This window comes from Enterovibrio paralichthyis (assembly GCF_019209835.1).
GTDB classification, from domain to species: domain Bacteria; phylum Pseudomonadota; class Gammaproteobacteria; order Enterobacterales; family Vibrionaceae; genus Enterovibrio; species Enterovibrio paralichthyis.
In genome coordinates this window covers 41,132-61,562 of sequence record NZ_JAHUTS010000020.1, presented here as the reverse complement: position 1 = coordinate 61,562, position 20,431 = coordinate 41,132, and the positions used below count along the sequence as shown (strand labels likewise).

18 protein-coding genes are annotated in these 20,431 nt (G+C 51.4%); 10 read left to right on the top strand and 8 right to left on the bottom strand.

Going from position 1 to position 20,431, the window contains the following annotated elements:
- The first annotated feature begins 14 nt into the window (after nucleotides 1–14).
- The 5 genes from cmoB to KU854_RS18890 all read left to right on the top strand — a co-directional run bounded on the left by cmoB (nucleotide 15) and on the right by KU854_RS18890 (nucleotide 5,704).
- Nucleotides 15–986, top strand: a complete 972-nt coding sequence (gene cmoB / locus KU854_RS18910) for a tRNA 5-methoxyuridine(34)/uridine 5-oxyacetic acid(34) synthase CmoB (protein ID WP_218359925.1) — start codon at nucleotides 15–17, stop codon at nucleotides 984–986.
- A 158-nt stretch (nucleotides 987–1,144) separates the two neighbouring features.
- A complete protein-coding gene (locus KU854_RS18905; RefSeq protein ID WP_218359924.1) occupies nucleotides 1,145–1,909 on the top strand; it encodes a putative ATP-dependent zinc protease in 765 nt (254 codons plus the stop codon).
- Nucleotides 1,910–1,945: 36 nt separating this feature from the next.
- Entirely contained in the window at nucleotides 1,946–3,451 is a 1,506-nt protein-coding gene (locus KU854_RS18900) for an inactive transglutaminase family protein (RefSeq protein ID WP_218359923.1), read from the top strand.
- A 4-nt stretch (nucleotides 3,452–3,455) separates the two neighbouring features.
- Nucleotides 3,456–4,439, top strand: coding sequence for an alpha-L-glutamate ligase-like protein (locus KU854_RS18895; protein ID WP_218359922.1), 984 nt, complete (start codon nucleotides 3,456–3,458; stop codon nucleotides 4,437–4,439).
- A 107-nt stretch (nucleotides 4,440–4,546) separates the two neighbouring features.
- Nucleotides 4,547–5,704: a MalY/PatB family protein gene (locus KU854_RS18890; protein WP_218359921.1), complete on the top strand. Its 1,158-nt coding sequence runs from the start codon at nucleotides 4,547–4,549 to the stop codon at nucleotides 5,702–5,704.
- A gap of 107 nt (nucleotides 5,705–5,811) precedes the next feature.
- Here KU854_RS18890 and KU854_RS18885 read toward each other — a convergent pair whose 3' ends face one another.
- The gene (locus KU854_RS18885) at nucleotides 5,812–6,675 is read right to left on the bottom strand and encodes a chemotaxis protein CheW (RefSeq protein ID WP_054778860.1); all 864 of its coding nucleotides are present in this window, start codon (nucleotides 6,673–6,675) and stop codon (nucleotides 5,812–5,814) included.
- 372 nt (nucleotides 6,676–7,047) lie between these two features.
- Between KU854_RS18885 and KU854_RS18880 the strand changes: the two genes are divergently transcribed.
- The 4 genes from KU854_RS18880 (at nucleotide 7,048) to KU854_RS18865 (ending at nucleotide 9,905) form a co-directional block, all read left to right on the top strand.
- Entirely contained in the window at nucleotides 7,048–8,100 is a 1,053-nt protein-coding gene (locus tag KU854_RS18880; protein ID WP_054778859.1) for a PTS fructose transporter subunit EIIC, read from the top strand.
- 35 nt (nucleotides 8,101–8,135) lie between these two features.
- Nucleotides 8,136–8,450, top strand: coding sequence for a PTS fructose-like transporter subunit IIB (locus KU854_RS18875; protein WP_054778858.1), 315 nt, complete (start codon nucleotides 8,136–8,138; stop codon nucleotides 8,448–8,450).
- Between the two features lie 126 nt (nucleotides 8,451–8,576).
- A complete protein-coding gene (locus tag KU854_RS18870) occupies nucleotides 8,577–9,401 on the top strand; it encodes an AraC family transcriptional regulator (protein ID WP_218359920.1) in 825 nt (274 codons plus the stop codon).
- Nucleotides 9,402–9,635: 234 nt separating this feature from the next.
- Nucleotides 9,636–9,905 carry a hypothetical protein gene (locus KU854_RS18865; RefSeq protein WP_218359919.1) on the top strand — a complete coding sequence of 90 codons (270 nt, stop codon included), beginning with the start codon at nucleotides 9,636–9,638 and terminating at the stop codon, nucleotides 9,903–9,905.
- A 108-nt stretch (nucleotides 9,906–10,013) separates the two neighbouring features.
- On the opposite strand, the gene ptsP is transcribed toward KU854_RS18865, so the two are convergent.
- Both ptsP and KU854_RS18855 read right to left on the bottom strand, forming a co-directional pair.
- Nucleotides 10,014–12,494, bottom strand: coding sequence for a phosphoenolpyruvate--protein phosphotransferase (gene ptsP / locus KU854_RS18860; RefSeq protein ID WP_218359918.1), 2,481 nt, complete (start codon nucleotides 12,492–12,494; stop codon nucleotides 10,014–10,016).
- Between the two features lie 5 nt (nucleotides 12,495–12,499).
- On the bottom strand, nucleotides 12,500–12,796 hold the full coding sequence (locus KU854_RS18855; protein WP_054778855.1) for a PTS fructose transporter subunit IIB: 297 nt from the start codon (nucleotides 12,794–12,796) through the stop codon (nucleotides 12,500–12,502).
- A gap of 359 nt (nucleotides 12,797–13,155) precedes the next feature.
- Here KU854_RS18855 and KU854_RS18850 point away from each other — a divergent pair, with 359 nt between their 5' ends.
- A complete protein-coding gene (locus KU854_RS18850) occupies nucleotides 13,156–13,821 on the top strand; it encodes a peptidoglycan recognition protein family protein (protein WP_218359917.1) in 666 nt (221 codons plus the stop codon).
- Between the two features lie 70 nt (nucleotides 13,822–13,891).
- Here the strand turns inward: KU854_RS18850 and KU854_RS18845 are convergent, their stop codons facing one another.
- The 5 genes from KU854_RS18845 to KU854_RS18825 all read right to left on the bottom strand — a co-directional run bounded on the left by KU854_RS18845 (nucleotide 13,892) and on the right by KU854_RS18825 (nucleotide 20,345).
- On the bottom strand, nucleotides 13,892–16,000 hold the full coding sequence (locus tag KU854_RS18845; RefSeq protein ID WP_218359916.1) for a HAMP domain-containing methyl-accepting chemotaxis protein: 2,109 nt from the start codon (nucleotides 15,998–16,000) through the stop codon (nucleotides 13,892–13,894).
- A 249-nt stretch (nucleotides 16,001–16,249) separates the two neighbouring features.
- A complete protein-coding gene (locus KU854_RS18840) occupies nucleotides 16,250–16,867 on the bottom strand; it encodes a CDP-alcohol phosphatidyltransferase family protein (protein ID WP_218359915.1) in 618 nt (205 codons plus the stop codon).
- Entirely contained in the window at nucleotides 16,860–17,522 is a 663-nt protein-coding gene (locus KU854_RS18835) for an ATP-binding cassette domain-containing protein (RefSeq protein ID WP_054778852.1), read from the bottom strand. Before KU854_RS18835 ends, KU854_RS18840 begins: the two co-directional genes overlap by 8 nt.
- The gene (locus KU854_RS18830; RefSeq protein WP_218359914.1) at nucleotides 17,488–19,191 is read right to left on the bottom strand and encodes an ABC transporter permease; all 1,704 of its coding nucleotides are present in this window, start codon (nucleotides 19,189–19,191) and stop codon (nucleotides 17,488–17,490) included. The genes KU854_RS18835 and KU854_RS18830 overlap by 35 nt, the downstream gene beginning before the upstream one ends.
- 5 nt (nucleotides 19,192–19,196) lie before the next feature.
- Nucleotides 19,197–20,345: an ABC transporter substrate-binding protein gene (locus tag KU854_RS18825; protein ID WP_218359913.1), complete on the bottom strand. Its 1,149-nt coding sequence runs from the start codon at nucleotides 20,343–20,345 to the stop codon at nucleotides 19,197–19,199.
- Between the last annotated feature and the right edge of the window lie 86 nt (nucleotides 20,346–20,431).

Sequence of the window (20,431 nt, the reverse complement as noted above, 5' to 3'; positions counted from 1 at the left end):
ATAAGACGATTCCTATGTTCGATTTTTCTGATTTTTATCAACTCATTGCCAAAAACCGCCTGCAAAGCTGGCTGAACGTCCTCCCAGCCCAACTGACGGAGTGGCAAAACCAGCCCCACGGTGACTTGCCGAAGTGGATGCGTGTGCTGAAGAAAATCCCGGTGGATGCCCCTGCGGTTGTCGATATCAAAGACAGCGTTACCATCGGCACAGAAGACGAACTGCCTGCAGGCCAGCGTGCGAAAATCGAGAACCTGCTGCGTTCATTCCACCCATGGCGTAAAGGCCCCTACCACGTGCACGGCATTCACATTGATACAGAATGGCGTTCAGACTGGAAATGGGATCGCGTATTGCCACACATTTCGCCACTGAAAGGCCGTTATGTGCTGGATGTAGGCTGTGGCAACGGCTATCACATGTGGCGCATGCTGGGTGAAGGTGCAGAACTGACTGTCGGTATTGATCCCTCTGAGCTGTTTTTGGTGCAATTCGAAGCCATTCGCCGCCTGATGGGCAATGATCAACGCGCACATCTGCTGCCGCTGGGTATCGAAAAACTGCCGGAACTGAAAGCATTCGACACCGTGTTCAGCATGGGTGTGCTGTACCACCGCCGCTCGCCACTGGATCACCTGATCCAACTGAAAAACCAACTGGTGAAAAACGGTGAGCTGGTACTGGAAACTCTGGTCATTGACGGCGATGAAAATGCCGTATTGGTGCCGTTTGACCGCTATGCACAAATGCATAACGTTTACTTTTTCCCATCCGCAAAAGCACTGAAAGTGTGGCTGGAGAAAGTGGGCTTTGTTGACGTGCGTATCGTGGATGAATGTGTTACCACCACTGACGAGCAGCGCACCACAGATTGGATGACGCACAACTCACTGCCAGACTATCTGGATCCGAACGACCCAACGAAAACGGTTGAAGGTTATCCAGCACCAAAGCGCGCGGTTCTCGTCGCAAAAAATCCTGACTAAACCATGACATGGGACGCTTCTCGCGTCCTTTGTTTCACTATATACTCCAGCACCTTCAAGATAAGGTTTCAGTCGTCTGAATCCCGTGTCTTGAAGTTGTTTGTTTATAAACTACACTCCCTAAATTCAACGCTTTAAACCTCAGCACGGAGCTCCACATGCTAACTCGCAGCGGATTGCTGATTGTATTCACTGCCGTACTTTCTGGCTGCAGCATTACATCTCAAGAACAACACCAGCAGACTTTAAACGCCATCAACAATGTAGAGACTAATCTGCAGGGTGATTTTGCCGTCATCAACGAGCGCGTTGAGTCCCAGCAATCCCAGATTGCGACGCTGGAGCAGCAGCTCACTGACGTGTCTGACACCCTTAAAATTCTCAAACAAAACCAGGCGCGTGCAGCGGCGAACAACCACATTGAGCCGCAAATCATCTACGTGGAAAAAGAAGTCCCTGTTCCACAGAAGCTCGATAAAACCATTCTGGGTGAACAGGAGTGGGTCTGGATTGACTCAGCAGGTGCCAATTACAAAGCACGTGTTGATACCGGTGCCACCACCTCGTCACTGAACGCCACAGACATTCAGGAATTCGAGCGTGACGGTAAAACCTGGGTGCGTTTCAATCTGGCACATACCCAGAACGAAGAAGGCAAAGCTGAACCTACGGCCACTATCGAAGCGCCGGTAACCCGCTGGGTAAAAATCCGCCAGGCGACGACCACAGAACTCGAGCGCCGCCCGGTTGTTGAACTTCGCGTCCGTCTGGGCAACCTGCATGAACGCGCCCAGTTTACGCTGGCCGACCGTTCGCATATGGAATTCCCAGTGCTGCTTGGCCGGGAGTTTTTCAAAGATATCGCTATGGTTGACGTCAGTCAGGCATACATCCATCCCAAATTCGTCGCTGAACAAAAATAATCCCTGAGCCTACTCAGTGTTGATATCGAGGAAACAATGACATCACGCGTTCCGTTTTATATGCTCATCAGCCTGCTGATTGTAGTCGGCCTTGGCATGAGCATTTACCGTCACGATGTATACGGTGTGCCATGGACTGCCGGTCAAAAACATCAAGTTTGGGAAGTGGAAGCCCGTGTTGAATTTGAAGCCAAAGGCGAGCCGGTAAAAGTCTCTCTCGCCACACCGGATACACAATCTGGCTTTACACTGATTAATGAGCACACCAGTTCGCCGGGTTACGGCTTTGCACTGGTCAACACCCAGGATGGCCGTCGCGCCGAGTGGAGTAAACGCGAAGCCACTGGCCAGCAAATCCTCTATTTCAAAAACCAGATGCTGGTGGATGAAAATGCAAAGTTTGCTACTGAGCCACCGCTGGGTGACGTCTCCCCTATTGCCCTTGACGGCCCGCTCAAAACCGCGGCAGAAGCCATGCTGGAACAAGCGCGCCAACGTTCAGCGGACAACAGCACGCTAACCCGTGAGCTGATCAAACAGTTCAATGAAGCTGACAGCCAGAATGCCTCGTTGCTGACCAAAGAAATGAGCAAGGCTGACGCCGTGGTTGCGATTCTTTCTTTGGAAAACATCCATGCCCGCGTAGTTGGTGCATTGCAACTGGAAGATGGCCGACGCCGCCAGAGCATTATCTCCATGGTAGAGATTTGGGACGGCAGTGACTGGCAACTGTTCAACCTTGATAGCGGCTCGATTGATGCCTCGAAAGATCTGCTGATCTGGAATGAAAAAGGCACCCCACTGCTTGAAGTGGTCGGTGGTACCAACAGCCAGGTAAGCTTCTCGATCATCTCCCAGGACATCAGTCCACAACAGGCCACTGACGAGAAAATCCAAGCAGAAAGCCTACTGAATTTCTCTATCCACAGCCTGCCGATTGAAGAACAGGCGATGTTCAAAACCATCATGCTGATCCCTATCGGGGCGCTGATTGTGGTGATGCTGCGCGTGTTGGTTGGCCTGAAAACCTCCGGTACTTTCATGCCGGTGCTGATTGCCGTCGCCTTCGTACAAACCCAGCTGGTGCCGGGTGTGGTTGGCTTCCTGTTGATTGTGGGCACCGGTCTGGTTATCCGAAGTTACCTGTCGCGGCTCAACCTGTTGCTGGTGGCCCGGATATCGGCGGTCATTATCACGGTAATCCTGATTATTTCTGTCTTTACCGTAGTCGCATTCAAGATTGGTTTGATTGAAGGTCTTTCTATTACCTTCTTCCCGATGATTATCCTGTCGTGGACCATCGAACGTATGTCTATTCTGTGGGAAGAAGAAGGCGCGAAGCAGGTCATCGTTCAAGGTGGTGGCTCGTTGCTGACAGCCGTGCTGGTTTACCTGGCGATGACCAATGAGTTTGTGCGCCATATCACCTTCAACTTTATCGGCATCCAACTGGTGATCCTGGCGGTTATCCTGATGCTGGGTAACTACACCGGTTACCGCCTGAGCGAGCTTAAGCGCTTCAAGCCACTGGTGAAGGACTGACAGCATGTTCGGCTTCCTGAAAAAATACACCTCCCCATTCCGGCTCAACCGAGCCGGGATCATGGGCATGAACCGCCGTAACATCAGCTACATTGGCCGCTACAACAAACGCAGCCTGTTCCCGCTGGTGGACAACAAGCTGAAGACCAAACGTATCGCCCAAAAAGCCGGCGCAACCGTGCCTGAACTGATTGGCGTGCTGAGCGAACAACACGAAGTGCCATCCATCCACAACATGGTCAAAGACTGGCCGGGCTTTGTGATTAAGCCTGCGCAGGGCTCTGGCGGTAAAGGAATTCTGGTTATCACCTCGAACAAAGACGGTGTGTATAAAAAGCCGTCTGGTTCGGAAGTGAGCAAGGAAGAAGTCGAGCGCCATATCACCAACACCCTTGCGGGCTTGTTCTCCCTCGGCGGGAAGAACGATGTGGCCGTGGTGGAGAACTTAATCCAGTTTGACGATGTGTTCGACGGCTTCAGTTATGAAGGTGTGCCTGATATCCGCGTTATCGTGTTCAAAGGTTACCCTGTCATGGCAATGATGCGCCTTTCCACGGCAGCATCAGACGGTAAAGCCAACCTCCACCAAGGCGCGGTCGGTGTCGGTATTGACTTGGCAACGGGCAAAGCATTGCGTGCCGTGCAGTTTAACCGCCCGATTGAACACCATCCGGACACTGGACGCCTCCTGAGCGAGCTGACTGTGCCACATTGGCAGCAGTTGCTGACTCTGGCAGCCAGTGCATGGGAAATGACAGGTCTGGGATATATCGGTACTGACATGGTGCTGGATAAGCAAAAAGGCCCAATGGTGCTGGAGCTAAACGCCCGCCCTGGTCTTGCGATTCAAATCGCCAATGGTTGTGGCCTGCTGCCAAGGCTGCGCCACATTGAACAAATGGGTTCGACCGGCCAGCTCACCACACCGGAGCAGCGCGTGGCCTACGCCATCAATAACTTCACCGGTACCCATACGCCGGCACACTAGGGTCTGTTGCCCCTAAAAAATCGGGCCCTGAGCCCGATTTTTTATTCTTACCATTTCCCTGCTTATTCAGTAAGCTGAATGACCAAGTCATGATTCAGGGAAGATCGATGTCGCCTAAACCACATTCATTCGATTTCGACAAAGAAATAGACCGCACCACCACTGCCAGTGACAAATGGGATAAATACAAAGGGCAGAACATATTGCCCATGTGGGTCGCTGACAGCGATTTCCAGTCACCGCCCGCCGTCATTGATGCATTGCAGACTCGTATCGCCCATGGGGTGCTTGGTTATACCCATGCGCCAGACAATCTGACCGATCTGTTTGTTGCGCGCATGGCGTCACGTTATGGCTGGCACATTGAACCGGAATGGGTGGTTTATCTGCCGGGTCTGGTTTGCGGCTTGAATATCGCCGCCCGCGCCCTTTGCGACGAAGGGCAAACCATTGTCAGTCCTTCCCCGGTTTATCCCCCATTTATCTCTTCGGCCAAGTTCGCTGAAAGGCGTTTGGTAAAAGCGCCGGTAAAATTGGATCAAGGCCGTTGGATGCCAGATTTGGATGAAGCGGAAAAACAACTGGATGGCAAAGGTGGCCTGCTGCAAATGTGTAACCCACTGAATCCGGGTGGAACGGTTTACCGCAAAGAAGAACTGGAAGCGACACTCGCCTTTGCGGAAAAGCACGACCTCCTTGTCTGCTCGGATGAAATCCATTGCGACCTTATCCTGGACGAAGCACTCACTCACATTCCGTTTGCCAGCATCAACGAGCGTGCCGCACAGCGCAGTGTCACCCTGATGGCACCAAGCAAAACCTTCAACATTGCGGGGCTGGGTGCATCTATCGCCATCATACCTAACCCGAAAATCCGTCAACGGTTCATTAAAGTGAAGCGGGGCATTGTTCCGGGTGTCAGTCTGTTAGCGTTCACTGCGGCTGAAGCAGCCTATGAACATGGTCAGGATTGGCTGGACGCACAATTGGATTATTTGCGGGGGCACCGCGATTATCTGATGCAGGAAATCAACGCGTTGCCGGGGCTGAAATTGGAAAAGATTGAAGCCACCTACCTGGCGTGGATTGATTGCAGCGGACTGCCTGTCGACAACCCACATCGCTTTTTTGAACAGGCTGGCGTGGGTTTATCGCCGGGCATCGATTTCGGTAACCGACAATTTGTGCGGCTGAACTTTGGCTGTACCCGCAAAACGCTTGAAGAAGCAGTGGCACGAATGAAGGCCGCGGTACTCCTGCTCTAGCAGACCCAAGCACAAGACCAAAAAGGGAGCCGACACCTGTGCCTGCTCCCCTTCCTTCTATGCTTTGTATTCAAACGTTATCAAAGTATTACTTATGCGACTGGCATTTACCCCACGTTCTCCAGCGATTCGTTTTCCTCGCTTTCTATCGACGCTTGAATTTCCTCTTCAGACATATTGAGGAAAATCGCTGTCGGGTCGAGGATAAGGCTGTGTTTTTCCTTGTGGCGTATTAGTCCTCGCATCAACTTTTTGGTTTGCTTGTCGATATCAAACCCAACTTTCACCAACTCATCCAGCGGCTGGATGTCTGATTCCGCCACGGTCACACTGTCTTCTACCTTGTCCACCAGCAAACCGATGTTTGGTGTAAAGCCATCTTTGGTGGTGAAAACAATAATGGGTTTGTAGTCCAGGCTAAGCTGCTCGCGGGCAGACTCAAACAGACGAATTAACCGGGCATAGGTTGAGCGCTCTTCGCGGTGAAACGTATCTTGGGCTTCCTGCTGTTGGTTCGCTTTCACCATATCCAGAACGATATCTGCCAGGCCATGAAGTTTCTTATGTGGCTCATCGAATTTTTGCAGGATCTCGTTAAAGTCGTCGTTTTCTGACTTGTAATGATCATACCAACGGCCAAACGCACATTTGTGCGGATCGCGTGCTTTGGTGAACGGCGTGCCCTGCTCAATACTCAGTTTCAGTTCATGCAGCCAGTCGACATGATCCTGCTCCCTGTCACGCAGCAGATTGATCAATTCATTGTTGGTTTCCCGGGTAGAAATACGGTTCAGGATAATGCCAAGGTCAAACACCGGCACCGGTTTGCCCATGAAGTCTTTAATACCCAGAAAGCTCTTGTTGTCGTTGGGCAGTTGGGTGAGATTCTCTTCGTACTGCTCGGTCAGAAGGATGTCCAGTATCTTTAACGCTACGGTCTTTTGTCCCACTTTGAAATTGATAAAGTCCATATGCCTCTTTGCCCTCGCTTTGCACTCTGTTAAGCATAGTCAAAGGCTCGAACATCGCGCAGCTATTGAGACAAAAGTTTCACTTTCCAAACAAACAAATACCACAGCACACCCGTCCTATCTTTCACGCTGCTCCTTGTGATCTTTGTCACCCTAATACGACACTTCATTCCGTAAAGACCTGAAAACACCGGTTAACAACTTCGTAAGATACTGATTATGCGAGATATGTGACTGCCTTCTCAGTGAAGCCAACATGCAACATTTCTCCAGTAAAGGAATTATTTGTCCAATATCCTAAGCAGTGTCTGCGACGCATAATCAGCCCATCACGAAACACAATCCAATAACTCGAATACAAAGGTCTGACTTATGAAAACAAACTTCGCTGAACTCAAACGGCACCTCCTAACCGGTACCAGCCACATGCTGCCATTCGTTGTCGCGGGTGGTGTACTGCTGGCTCTGTCAGTTATGTTGAACGGTAAAGGTGCTGTGCCAGAAGGCGTATTCCTGGAAGGTCTGTGGGACATGGGTATCGCAGGTTTCACCCTGTTTGTACCGGTTCTGGGTGGCTACATTGCTTACTCTATCGCTGACCGCCCTGCACTGGCACCGGGTATGATTGGTGCTTACCTGGCAAACCAGGTACAGGCAGGTTTCCTCGGCGCTATCGTGGTGGGTTTCATCGCGGGTTACGTGGTTCTGCAACTGAAGCGCATTCCTCTTTCTAACAAACTTAAAGCGCTGTCTACCTACTTCATCATTCCTATCGGCGGTACCTTCATCGTATCTGCACTGGTGGTATGGGTTATCGGTCAACCAATCGCAGGTTTCATGGCATTCATGAACGAAGGTCTGCAATCAATGGCTGGCACATCTAAAGCGGTTCTGGGTGCGGTACTGGGTGGTATGACGGCATTCGACATGGGCGGCCCAATCAACAAAGTAGCAACTCTGTTCGCACAAACCCAGGTTGGCACACAACCTTGGCTGATGGGCGGTGTGGGCGTAGCAATCTGTGTTCCACCACTGGGTATGGCACTGGCTACCTTCCTGTCTCCTAAGAAATACACCCCAGAAGAGCGCGAAGCAGGTAAAGCAGCAACCATCATGGGCTGTATCGGTATCACTGAAGGTGCCATCCCATTCGCAGCAAACGACCCAGCGCGTGTTATCCCAGCAATCGTTGCAGGTGGCATGGTCGGTAACATCGTGGCATTCCTGGGTGGTGTTCTGAACCACGCACCATGGGGCGGTCTGATTGTTCTGCCGGTGGTTGAAGGTCGCATTATGTACGTCGTCGCGGTTATCGCAGGTGCAGCAACCACAGCGCTGATTGTGAACGCACTGAAGAAACCTATCGCTGACCGCGAAGAAGAAAAACAAGCTAAAACCGAAGAACTGGAACTGTCCTTCGACTAACGCACAACGCTAATAAGAAACACAGGTAAATAATTATGAAATTGATTGGTGTAACGTCTTGTCCATCTGGTGTCGCTCACACTTACATGGCTGCTGAAGCGCTGGAAACTGCGGCGAAAGCGAAAGGCTGGGATGCAAAGATTGAAACCCAGGGCGCGATTGGTATCGAAAACGAACTGACCGCAGCAGACGTAGAAGCAGCAGATGTTGTGGTACTGACCAAAGACATCGCGATTAAGAAAGAAGAGCGTTTTGCAGGCAAGAAGATTGTGCGCGTAACCGTTACCCAAGCGGCGAAACAAGCACCTGAAATCATCGCCAAGCTGGAAAGCATGCTGGCTCAGGCATAACCCCCAAAACCGCGGTATGGATTCCGGTTCCATATCGCGGTTTTTCTGTTTCATCTCGACGTAAAGTCCCCCTTATCATCCACCTTTTCGCTTTACCTCGATATTTTCTGTTGAAAGGCCTCCACCATGCACCACAACATTGCTGAATCCCTGATTAACTTCAACGGCAAACTGACCAAAGTCTGCTGCAGTGAAAACACCCCGCCTGAAGGCGCGTATCAGGTGAACTTTAACCGTCTGGAAGTGATTCTGGATGGCGAATATGACTTGGTTGTGGATGCCCGTACCGGCGAGAAAAAGCTCCAACTACAGCAAGGTGAAATGGTTTACATCCCTTCGAACGCCTGGAGTAAACCAACCTGGGAAAACGGCTGCAAAATGCTGTCGATTCTGTTTAGCAAACACCAGATTGGCTTCAGCTTTGTCCACTTCGAAACGGGTAACGGTTTTGTCGAAGTACAGAAATACGCCATGCCCCTGCCTACCTCCATGGCGGTAGAACATGTGCTGGATGCACTCAACAGCATGACAGACGAAAGCCGTTCAGTGGTGATGGCAGACCACCTCGCCAATGCCCTGCTCGCCTACTGCAAAGAACTGCTGCAAGGCCCGCAACAGGCAAAAGTGAGCCGCGGTGAAAAGCTTTACCGCAGCATGTGTATCTATGTGCAGGAAAACTTCCACAAAGACATTACCCGCGTTTCCGTCGCCAACCGCTTCGGTGTGTCCTCCGCCCACGTGTCACGTCTTTTCAACCAGGAGGGCTCGGTAAAATACGCCGATTACGTTACCTACGTACGCCTCGACCGCGCCAAATTTATGCTCAAGAAATACAACTTCAAAGTGGACGAAATCGCCCACCGCTGCGGGTTTAAAGACACCAACTATTTCTGCCGGGTGTTTAAGCAAAAGACAGGTAAAACGCCGAGTGAGTATAGATTGGCGGCGTAAGTAATTAACCAATTTTGATTAATTACTTAGCAAAATCTAATGCTATATTTTTCTTCGCACCAACCCACCAACAACAAGAATTAAACAGAAAACTCACTAAAACTCATCATTCATTTTTAAACGCTTCCCCCATCAAAATACCTATAGATTATTTGAAATAAAATCGCCCTATCTAATTGATTGATTATATCTTCCGGTTTAAAGTCCATCGCAAATTTACTGATGGACATTATCATGTACAAATCTGCAATAATCTCAGCACTTTCCCTTTCTCTGGTTGCATGTTCAGGCGCAAATGTTACGAGCCAGATTCGTGACTTTGACAAGCAATCATCATCTAAAATGATTCGCTGTGAAACATTTGGCACTGGTTCTTCAAGCACTAATGAGAAGCTTGAAAAATATGACGGCTGGTCAATGGTATATGCATCTGAATACACCACAGAGAATAAATCAACCACAGAAATGACAATGTGCTTTGAAAAATTGAACGGCAATAACTAAAACACAATAGATAGAATATTTACCCAGCTCTATTTTACAAACAAAAAAGCCGCTCGGAGAGAGCGGCAAATAAGTACTCGTGATTGGGTTATTTGAATTACATAGTTATTATAATCCTAGCTCTGAAGTCAGGAAGCCGATCATCTCTTCTTCCGTCTTCATGGTTTTGAGGGTATTTCTGAAGTTTTCGTGGATCAGTTTGCGCGCCAGGCCGGAGAAAATGCGCATGTGCTGGTCGCCCTGGTTTTTGTTCAGCGTCAGCATGATGAACAACTCGACATCGCCGTCTTCATCGTCACTCCAGCGCACTGGCTTGTTCAGGCGTGCAATGGAAATCGATGAGTGAACAATGTTGTCTGACTTGGTGTGCGGAATCGCAAAGCCGTTACCAAGACCAGTGGTGAATACCGCTTCACGCGCCCAGATATCGCCTTCCAGCTCGCCCACCAAGTTGGTACGGCCCTGAATACCCAGGTTACCAACCAGCGTTTGAATCGCTTCTTCCTTGCTGTTGAATTCACACTCCAGCAGCACACATTCTGTCGCCAGCAGTGGCTTGCCTTCCTGTGAACGGCTGAAGGTTTCCAGCAGCTCTTCAACGTCAGCAATGGTTGGGCAGTTGCATGCCTGAGCGAAAAGCTCGCGGCACTGTTCGCTGTCCAGCTGGCTCAATTGCGCTTTGGTGGTGGCAATGCTTGGCGCGGCCATGCTCAGCTCATCCAGACCTGCACCTACCAGCAGTGGCAGCACTTTCTTGTTTGCGCCCAGCTCACCACACAGACCCACCCATTTACCGTGCTCATGCGCGCCGGTGACAACTGCATCCAGCAGGCGCAGGAATGACGGCGCCAGGCTGTTATAGAGCTTAGCCACATTGTCATTGTCGCGGTCAACGGCCAGCAGGTACTGGGTCATGTCGTTAGAGCCGATGCTGAAGAAATCCACTTCTTTACAGAACTGATCCATGATGAATGCCACGGATGGGATTTCTACCATGATGCCCAGCTCAAACTCGCCGTACGCAACGCCATCACAATCCAGCTGCGCTTTCACGATGCTGATTTGCTCTTTCACCCAGCGGATTTCCTCGATGCTTTGGATCATCGGGATCATCACCTTGGTTTTACCAAACGGTGCTGCACGCAGAATCGCGCGGATTTGGGTGTGGAACAGGCTGATAAATTGCGGGTAGATACGAACCGCACGATAGCCCAGGAACGGGTTGTGTTCGTGTGGCAGGTTCAGGTATTCAATTGGCTTGTCGCCGCCGATATCCATAGTACGGATGATTACCGGCTTGCCTTCTGCGGCTTCCAGCACCGCTTTGTAAGCATTGAACTGCTCGTCTTCGTCCGGTGCGGTTGCGCGATCCATAAACAGCATTTCAGTGCGGAACAGACCAACGCCTTCCGCGCCTTTTTCAAACGCAGGTGCCGCTTCAACCGTACACGCGATGTTGGCGGCGATTTCGATTTCTTTGCCGTCGCGGGTCTTACCTGACTCGTTCACAAATTGGCTCTCTTTTTTCGCCATTTGCGCTGCTAGCCAGATCGCGCGTTCAAAATAGGTGACAACGTGCTGCGATGGCTCGGGGGAAACCACACCCAGCCCGCCGTCAATATAGATAAGCTCACCTTCCTGCGCCGCGCATTCTTCCACTGCCACGCCGGAAACAGCCGGGATGTTAAACGCACGCGCCAGGATCACAGTGTGAGACGTTGAGCCCGCTTGAGTCAGGATCAGACCTTTCAGGTGATTGCGGTCAAGGCCCAAGAACTGGCTTGGTGTCAGGTCATTGGCAATCACGATAGACGCTTCAGTCAGGGTGAAGTCAGTAGAAACGTTCATCTCCGGGTGAGCCGCAATCAAAAGCTGCAGTGCGATATCTTTAATATCCAGCACGCGCTCTTTCAGGTAATCAGAAGAAGACTGCAACAGTGTCGCGCAAATACCCTCTACCGCTTTGAGAACAGCCTGCGCCAGCGTATCGCCGCGTGCAACGCAGTTAGCCACCGCTTCGTTCAGCGCTTCGTCTTTCAGAATGCCGAGATGGGCATTGATGATCTCTTTTTCCTGACCACTTGCTAGTTCTGCTTTATCCAGCAGCGCAACCGTCACTTGCTGTTTTGCTTCATCAAACGACATGGTAGAAGCGGCATGAGCGAACAGGGACAGCTCAACCTCGCTGTAACGCACCAGTTTGCCTTTGCCGATACCTGCAGACAGGCGTTTGGATTTGATCAGTGTTGGGTTGTGGCGCATCAGTGACTGTGGCAACGTCACGTCGCCTTCATCCATCACCACCAGCTCTTCATCGCAGTGTGGGAACTCTTCCTGCAGGTATTTCGCCAGCACATCAAATGCCGCTTCTGCATCATCACCTTCGATGATCAGTGAACACGGGTCGTTCAGCAGAGTGTCAGTACCCACCAGCGACAGCACGCTTTTTGCCGAACCTTCATTGTTGTTGCGCAGGTTACGCAGGGTAATTTCGCTTTTGAACTGGGCGCAGACCGCTTCCAGATGGTTTGCAGGGCGCGCATGAATGCCGTTTGGCAGCTCACAGGTAAATGCGACTTCTTTTCTCATGATGTTCACTTAAATTTTTTCAAAAGGGCAATAGGGTGATTGATGGCTTCTTGCACCGACACAATGGTGAGGGGCTTACCTGCGTAGCGTTCGCTTTCGGAGGGACTGATTTCAGTGGCCAGCAATATATGATCCGCGGAATCAAACTCGCGTTCGGAGATTTTGTTTTCGATACCCATAGCACCCTGTGTTTCGACTTTTATTTGAATATTCAGGGAGCGGGCAGCTTCAACCAGACGGTCGGCTGCCATGTAGCAATGGGCGATACCAGTGTGGCAAGCGGTGATAGCAACAACTTTCATAGCATGTCTTACTGTTTGATTCGGATGTCGCAATGCTATGACTTTCTTATCCAGTCAAATAGATGAAATAACTAACATTTACTGGAAAAAAGTCGCATGGGAAACGTTGTGTGAAATGCATCACCCCGCCACTGTTTGTGGCTTTGAATGGGGATCACGCTTCGGCATCTGGAAAATAGCGACATGCCATGCACTGCACTGTTTAGTGTTTTCTTATTCAAGTCCCACCAATGACATGCCGCCACACTCCGCCCGCAACGATACTTTCAGAGACAAGGAGGGAAGCCGTTCAGGCAGGGACCGTCGAACAGGGATCAACAACAGGAAGGGAAAACGAAACTCAGGAAAAAGGTATCAGCATGAACTTTTCCAGACCCACGCGACCCGTCGACCGGGTCTTTCTTCATTGCAGCGCCAGTGATTTGCCGGAGCATGACAGTGTGGAAATCATGCGGCAATGGCATAAAGAACGGGGATGGCGGGATGTAGGCTATCACTACTTCATCCGCAAAGATGGCGTGATTGAAGATGGCCGCTCGCTGGAAGAAACCCCTGCAGCCCAGCAGGGTCATAATACGGGCACCATCGCCATCTGCCTGCATGGATTAAAACGCGAAAACTTCACCAAGGCACAGTTTGAATCTGTGATTGCACTGTGTCAGGCAATTGACCGCGCTTACGATAACCAGCTGACTTTTCATGGCCACTGTGAAGTCTCTACTAAGACCTGCCCGGTTTTCGACTACAAAACCGTTCTGGGGCTGACCGACGCTGGCGAGCGTAAAAACGCCACCGACAGCAGCGTACAAGCCGAAGACCAACCCATGCTGGAACTGACGGCCAGCGGCGCGGCCGTTGCGAGACTGCAAACCCTGCTTAATGAAAAACTTAACCTGAAATTGATGATTGATGGCAGGTTTGGGCAAGCTACCTTGCGCGCCGTGCTGCAGTTCCAGCGAAAGGAAGGCTTGATGGATGACGGCATTGTCGGCAAGAACACGTGGAAGGCACTGTTGAAGGGTTGAATACAGTCTGGATAGAGATAAAAAGACAAGCCCGCATCTGCGGGCTTGTCACTAATAGTGCGTACTAACTTTACACCTTGAACTGGCCAACAAGCTGGCTCAGTCGGCCAACTGACTCACTCATACTGTTGGTGTAATCAAGGTTTTCACCGGCAGCCACGCGGCTCTCTTCCACCACATCCTGTACGTTACGCGCACTGCTGGTCGCGGAGTTAACCACCGCGCGTTGCTCTTCTGCCGCAGTAGCGATTTGCTCGTTCATGGCGTTGAGTTCATCAATCGCAGACGAGATACGATCCAACGCTTCACCCGCAGCCTGTGCGTAGTTCACGGTGCTTTCCCCGCCCTCTTTCGAACGATTCATCGAGGATACCGCGTCATCCGCCCCTTTCTTCAGGCTGTCGATCATGGTCTGGATTTCGTTGGTGCTGTTTTGGGTGCGTGAAGCAAGGGTGCGCACTTCATCCGCCACCACAGCAAAACCACGTCCCTGCTCACCGGCACGGGCTGCTTCGATAGCCGCATTCAGTGCCAACAGGTTGGTCTGTTCAGCAATATCGCGGATCACACTCAGCACCGACACGATATTCGCCACTTCCGTGTTGAGCTGGTTGATCACGCTGGAGCTGGCATCAATGTCGCTCGCCAGCCCCTTCACTGACGTCACTGCCTGTTGAACAACCTGCCTTGCGGACGCACCATCTTCACTGGCCGAACGCGAGGCATCAGAACAGTTCTGGGCATTTGACGAAATACTGTCTGCCGCTTCGTTGACCTGCACGATAGAACTGACCACAGATTCCACTTCGTCACTTTGTACCTGAACCCGGTCACTGACACGGCTAGAAAGACTGGAGATAGCCGAAATAGAGGTATTGAGCGATTCTGACTCTTTGGCAATCTGTGAAACCAGACTCTGGATTTTGACGACAAAACCGTTGAACGCCCTACCCAGAGCAGCAATTTCATCTTTGCCACTCTCATCCACACGCTGGGTTAAATCCCCCTCACCCTGCGCGATATCATTCATACGGCCTAGCAGTAAATCTACCGGTTTGAGGATTGAACGCATCAAGATGAGGGTGATGGCAACACCGAACACCAATGCCACGACCCACACCGTCGCTACCATGGTGACCGCCGTTTGAACTGCGGTAGCCGCTTTATCGTCTGCGGTCTCAGCAATCATATCTGCAGACGCTGCCAGTTTTTCCAACGCCGCGTCAGCGCGGGCAATATCGCTTTCCAGCGTCTCGGTGTATTGGTCAGCCGCCAACTCTTCCCGCAGCTTGTCGCGGTAAGAATCAAACAACTGCTCATCGTCCAGTGCCAATGCCTGCCACTTGGCAAACAGGTTACGAAGATCGATGGTGTCCTGCTTATCTTCTTCCGTTTCAGCCAACTCTTCGAGTATCGTCATCAACGACAGCACTGTATTACCCAGCTCATCATAGTTTTTGCGAATGGGTGGCAGGTTGGCATCAGACTCTTCCGCCAGATATTCCCCGGCCGTATCCTGCATTTCAATGACATAACGTTGCAGTTTTAGCGCCGCTTCCACCACCGGATAATCTCGTTCAAACAACTCGCCAAGTACAGCGTTGACGTCTTTCGCTGTCGAACCCGGCTGACTTTCCAACAGGTCGCCAAGGTCTTCCGCTTTCGCCATCTCTGCTTCATTTTCTATCGCAAACTCATCGAGTGCGGTGATGATCTGTGCGCCAATGTTGTCGAAATCCACCAAAAGGCGGCGGGCTTTTTCCAGTTCGTCCAGCTCGGCGTAGTGCGCTTTGTACATCAAATCAACATGTTCCAGCAGCGCTTTGTTAGCTTGGACAGCTTCGTCAGCAATCGCGATTTCATTGCCTGAAATGAGCACTTTCAACGCGTTGTAGGAATCGTCAAACACTTTGTTTAAGGGTGTAAAACCTTTGTACAGCGCTTCAATTTCTGTTTTGCTTTCTGACGCCATAATCTCGTTGGCGACTTTGCCCCGTTCCCACAGCGATGCAATCATGTCATCGGTATTTTCAATGGTGGGCGCGATATCTTCGCTAAGGGCTTTAATGTTCTTGTCCAACTGAAACACATAATAAAGGCCTGCAGCAGCTGTCAGGGACAGCAAGACCAGCAGGAAAACAATTCCTGATATCAATTTACTTCTGATAGTGCTCAACATGGTTGCTCCTATCGAGAGAAAGGTTGTTTTAGACGAAAGGGGAATGTTTTAAAAATGAAACAATTTAAATTTAGACCACTACACAGATAAGAGATAAGCCATTCATAAACTAAATAATTGAATATATTGATTTTATTTAGAACGCCGTATGGTATTGGCAAAAGAGAAGGAGAAAAGCAGCGGGTCATTGATGGTGTTGAGGTGAGAAATATTGCAGGAAAGCCACCCGAGTTTCGGGTGGCCAGCAGCTTATCGGATGCGGCGCTCCAGGGTCTGGAAGCCGTTATAAATACGGGAGCCCGTGGTAAACCAGCACATAGCACCAAATACAAAGGCAATGGTGACAAAGGTCGCCGGGAAAATACACATCATCATAAAGCACAGAATAGTTTCTGAACCTTCGGTCAGCCCCGTCATGTAGTAGAGCGACTTGTTGCTGTAAACCGGATCATCAATACCCTGCTTGCTCGCCATGATGGCAAACGCGAGGAAGCTCGCCCCCGTACCGACAAACGAGAAAATCAGGAACGCGCCCGCGACAGCGTTTATCTCTGGGTTAGCCAGCACAAAGCCAAACGGCACCATCGAATAGAAAAGAAAGTCGAGGCTGATATCGAGGAAGCCACCTGCATCGGTAATACCCTGAATACGCGCCAGTGCGCCATCCAGGCCATCCATCACGCGGTTTATCATGATGCACACCAGCGCCAGGGTGTATTGTTCATAGGCCAATGCTGGCAGTGCCAGCGCCCCAATCACAAAGCCTGCAACCGTCACCTGATTAGCGCTGATACCCAGTTCATCTACCCACTCCGCCACAATCGAAAGCGGGCGGCGCACGGTTTTAATGCCAAAACTGTCAAGCATATACGTGCTCCTCTACGTTTGCGTTCCACGGCCAAGACAGCAACTGGCTGCCCGGCGGGATGTCTTCTAAATCATGGGTGACCATCAAAGCGGGAATGTTCGCTTCTTTCAGCTGTTCTACCACCCAGTCACGGAACTGGGTGCGCAGCGCTTTATCCAGTTTGCTGAACGGTTCATCCAGCAATGCCACTTTAGGGTTTGCCAGCAGCATGCGGGTCAGGCTGACCCGCGCACGCTGACCGCCGGAGATTTGATCCGGATAAGAGTCTGCAAGCTGGGTCAGGGCAATATTTTTCAACGCCTGCATTGCCCGCTCTTTGCGCTCGTTGCCTTTGATATGGTCAGGTAACGCAAACGCGAGGTTTTCCCACACACAAAGGTGCGGAAATAACAGATCATCCTGAAACAGAATGCCGACATTTCGCTTGTGCGCGGCAATGGCATCAAGGGTGATGCCATCGAGTTTTACACGGCCGGAATAGCTGAATTCATCAGACAGGTGACCGGCAATCACATCCAGCAAGGTGGATTTTCCGCAGCCACTTGGCCCCATCAAACACAGCACTTCGCCCTTTTCTACGCGCATATTGAGCGACGAAAACAGCACCTCGCCAGAGGATTTACGAATGGCGAGGTTTTCGAGACATAAGCTCATTTCGGAACAAACCTTTGAAGGAAACACGGCGATATTTCACCTGCAGGTGACTGATAAGGATCGCCAGTGAGAAGAACAGGAATGGCAATAGCGCCTGCCAAATGGCGTAAATGGCCGTCACGCGGCGGTCAAAGCCGCTTGACAGTGCAACCGCCTCAGTCGTCAATGTGGTGATGCGCCCCGCCCCCAACACCAATGTTGGCAGGTACTGCGCCAAACTTACGCTGATCCCGATCGCCCAGGCATACAAAATCGCAGGCAGCAGAATAGGCAGCTTGATGCGAAGCCAGACATTCAGCGGGGATTTACCCAGACTCAACGCCGCGCGGGTCAGGCGTTCATCATAGCTGCGCCAAGGGCCATCCAACGAGAGGTACACATACGGGAAGGCGAAGAACAAATGCGCCCAACACACCCAGAAAAAGTGTGCATCGCCAGCCACATAAAGGGTGGCAACCTGCATGCCGAACAGGATGGAAAGTTGTGGTACCAGCATAGGAACCGCAATCACATACCCCGGAATTTGCACGCGGTGGCGCAGGCGGTATTCGTGCGCCAGTAGTGCCAGTCCTAGTGCCAGTGTCGCAGCAATCAGTGCGATCACAATGCTCTGCTCAATGGTGCCGACAATGGATGACCACTCGTATTCCCAAAAACGCAGGCTGTATCGGCTTGGCAGTAAATCCGGAAAGCGCCAGCGTTGGGCAAAGCTCCACAGCAAGGTGATTGGCACCATGGCAACTGAAAGAGTCAGCAGCACCGCAAACACCGATTTGCCCGGCAATGCAAAACCACACCGACCGGAATATTGCCAGCGTCTGAAGCCTTGGGTCACGCCCCATTCGATCAGGCGGGCAACGCCAATCAGCATCAGGGAAATCATCAACAGCACCACCGCCCCTGCAGACGCGCGTGGCAGTAATGCTAAGTCCGGATCGTTAAACCATTGCCACACCAGTACGGCAAAGGTTGGCGGGTTGGTCGGGCCAATGATAAGGGCTACGTCCACCACTGAAAGCCCGTAGGCCATCACCGCCAGCAAGGGAAAACGCAGTTTTGCCAGCCATTGCGGGAACACGCATTTCCACCACGCTTGAGCACGGCTATAACCGAGGGAAGCCGCCGCTTTCTCGACATTTTTCACATTCACCTGCTGCAAAACAGACAAACTCATCAGCAGCAGGAAAGGCACTTCTTTCAGCGCCAGCATGACGATAAGGCCAAGGCCGTAAGGGTCTTTTACCATCAGCGCCAAATCGGCGGCGTTTTCTGCACCGCCAAAGCCAAACAGCTCCATCACCCGCATCCCCATACCTGTGGGGGCGAACAGGAAAGCAAAACCGATGGCAAACGCCACATGCGGCACAGCCAACAGCGGAGAAAGTGAAACTTCCACTTTACGCCAGAATGCGGTGCCCCAACTCGATTGCAAAATCGCAAAGGTGATCAGACAGGCCAGATAAGTACTGAGCAGCGCTGTACAAACGGTCAGGCAAATTGACTGCCAGACACCTTCCCAGTCAAAGACCATCGAGAAACCGTCAAGCGACGGAGAGTGCATTGCCAGCGGTGGAATGTAGCCAACAGAAGATACGGCAACGCCTGCCAACCCAAACAGGGTCGGCAGGACGCAGCAAAGAAGAATGAGCAAATAGCCAGCGCGTAACATCTAACTTAACTTCCGTAGCGTTGCAGCCACTCTTTCTCGATGGCGCTTTGCCAGCTTGGGTGGGTTTCCGGTACAGATTTAAATGCTTCATGCGCTTTGGCTGATCCGGACAGAAACTCCGCTTTCAAAACAGACGGATCGCCCCAGATATCGATATTGCCTTTGCGCGATTGCGCTTCCGGGCTCAGCAGGAAGTTGATCGCCACCAATGCACCGGCTTTGGCGTTGGCATTCCAAGGCACAGCAAGGTAGTGAATGTTCGACAGTGCGCCACTTTCCATCGCATAGGCTTTGGTCGATTCCGCCAGATTGCCGGTTGCGTGCGCCGCGTATACCGCATTCGGGTTGAACGTTACTGCCAGATCAATCTGGCCGTCATCCAACAGTTGCAGGGTTTCCGCTGTGCCCGCCGGGAATTGCTTGCCGCCGCGCCACGCTGCGTTGTGGAACGCATCCAGATACGCCCACAAAGGCGCGGTAATTTGCGCGTAATCCGCTTCAGAAACCGGATGTTGCAGGCGTGGATCATTGCCTGATAGCTCAATCAGCAACGCTTTCAGGAAGCTGGTGCCATGAAATTCAGGTGGGCGCGGGTAGCTCAGGCGGTTGGGGTTAGCCTTGGCGTAGTTCAGCATGTCTGCAAACGAACGCGGCGGATTTGCCAGCTCTTCTTCGTCATAGATAAAGACCAGTTGTCCCATGCCCCATGGCGCTTCAAGGCCATCAGTCGGCTCTGAAAAATCGACGGTGACCGGCAATGAGGTATCAACGTACTGCCAGCTCGGCAGTGCCCCTGCAAATGGGCCAAACAGGAGTTTGTTGTCTTTGAGTGATTTGAAGTTTTCACCGTTAATCCAAACCATGTCCACACTGCCACCCTGCTCTTTCCCTGCCGCTTTTTCTGCGATCAGACGGGCGGTGGTTTCCGTAATGTCGGTCACCTTCACATGGTTCAGGTTTACGTCGTAACGGCGTTTAAGCTCAGATTTGGCCCACGCCAGATAACGGTTAATTTCCTGGTTGCCACCCCAGGCATGAAAATACACGTCTTGACCGGCTGCATCGGCTTCAATCTGCTGCCAGTTTTCAACATTCACGGCTGACGCCGTGAATGAAGCGACGGCCATCGCCATCGCAGTAAGAATTTTTTTCATCGTTCGTTATTTTTCTAGTTGGGAAGAAACAAAGAACTTCTTTGCTTTCCGAAGCACATTTTGTTCAAGGAACACGCAGAAATCTG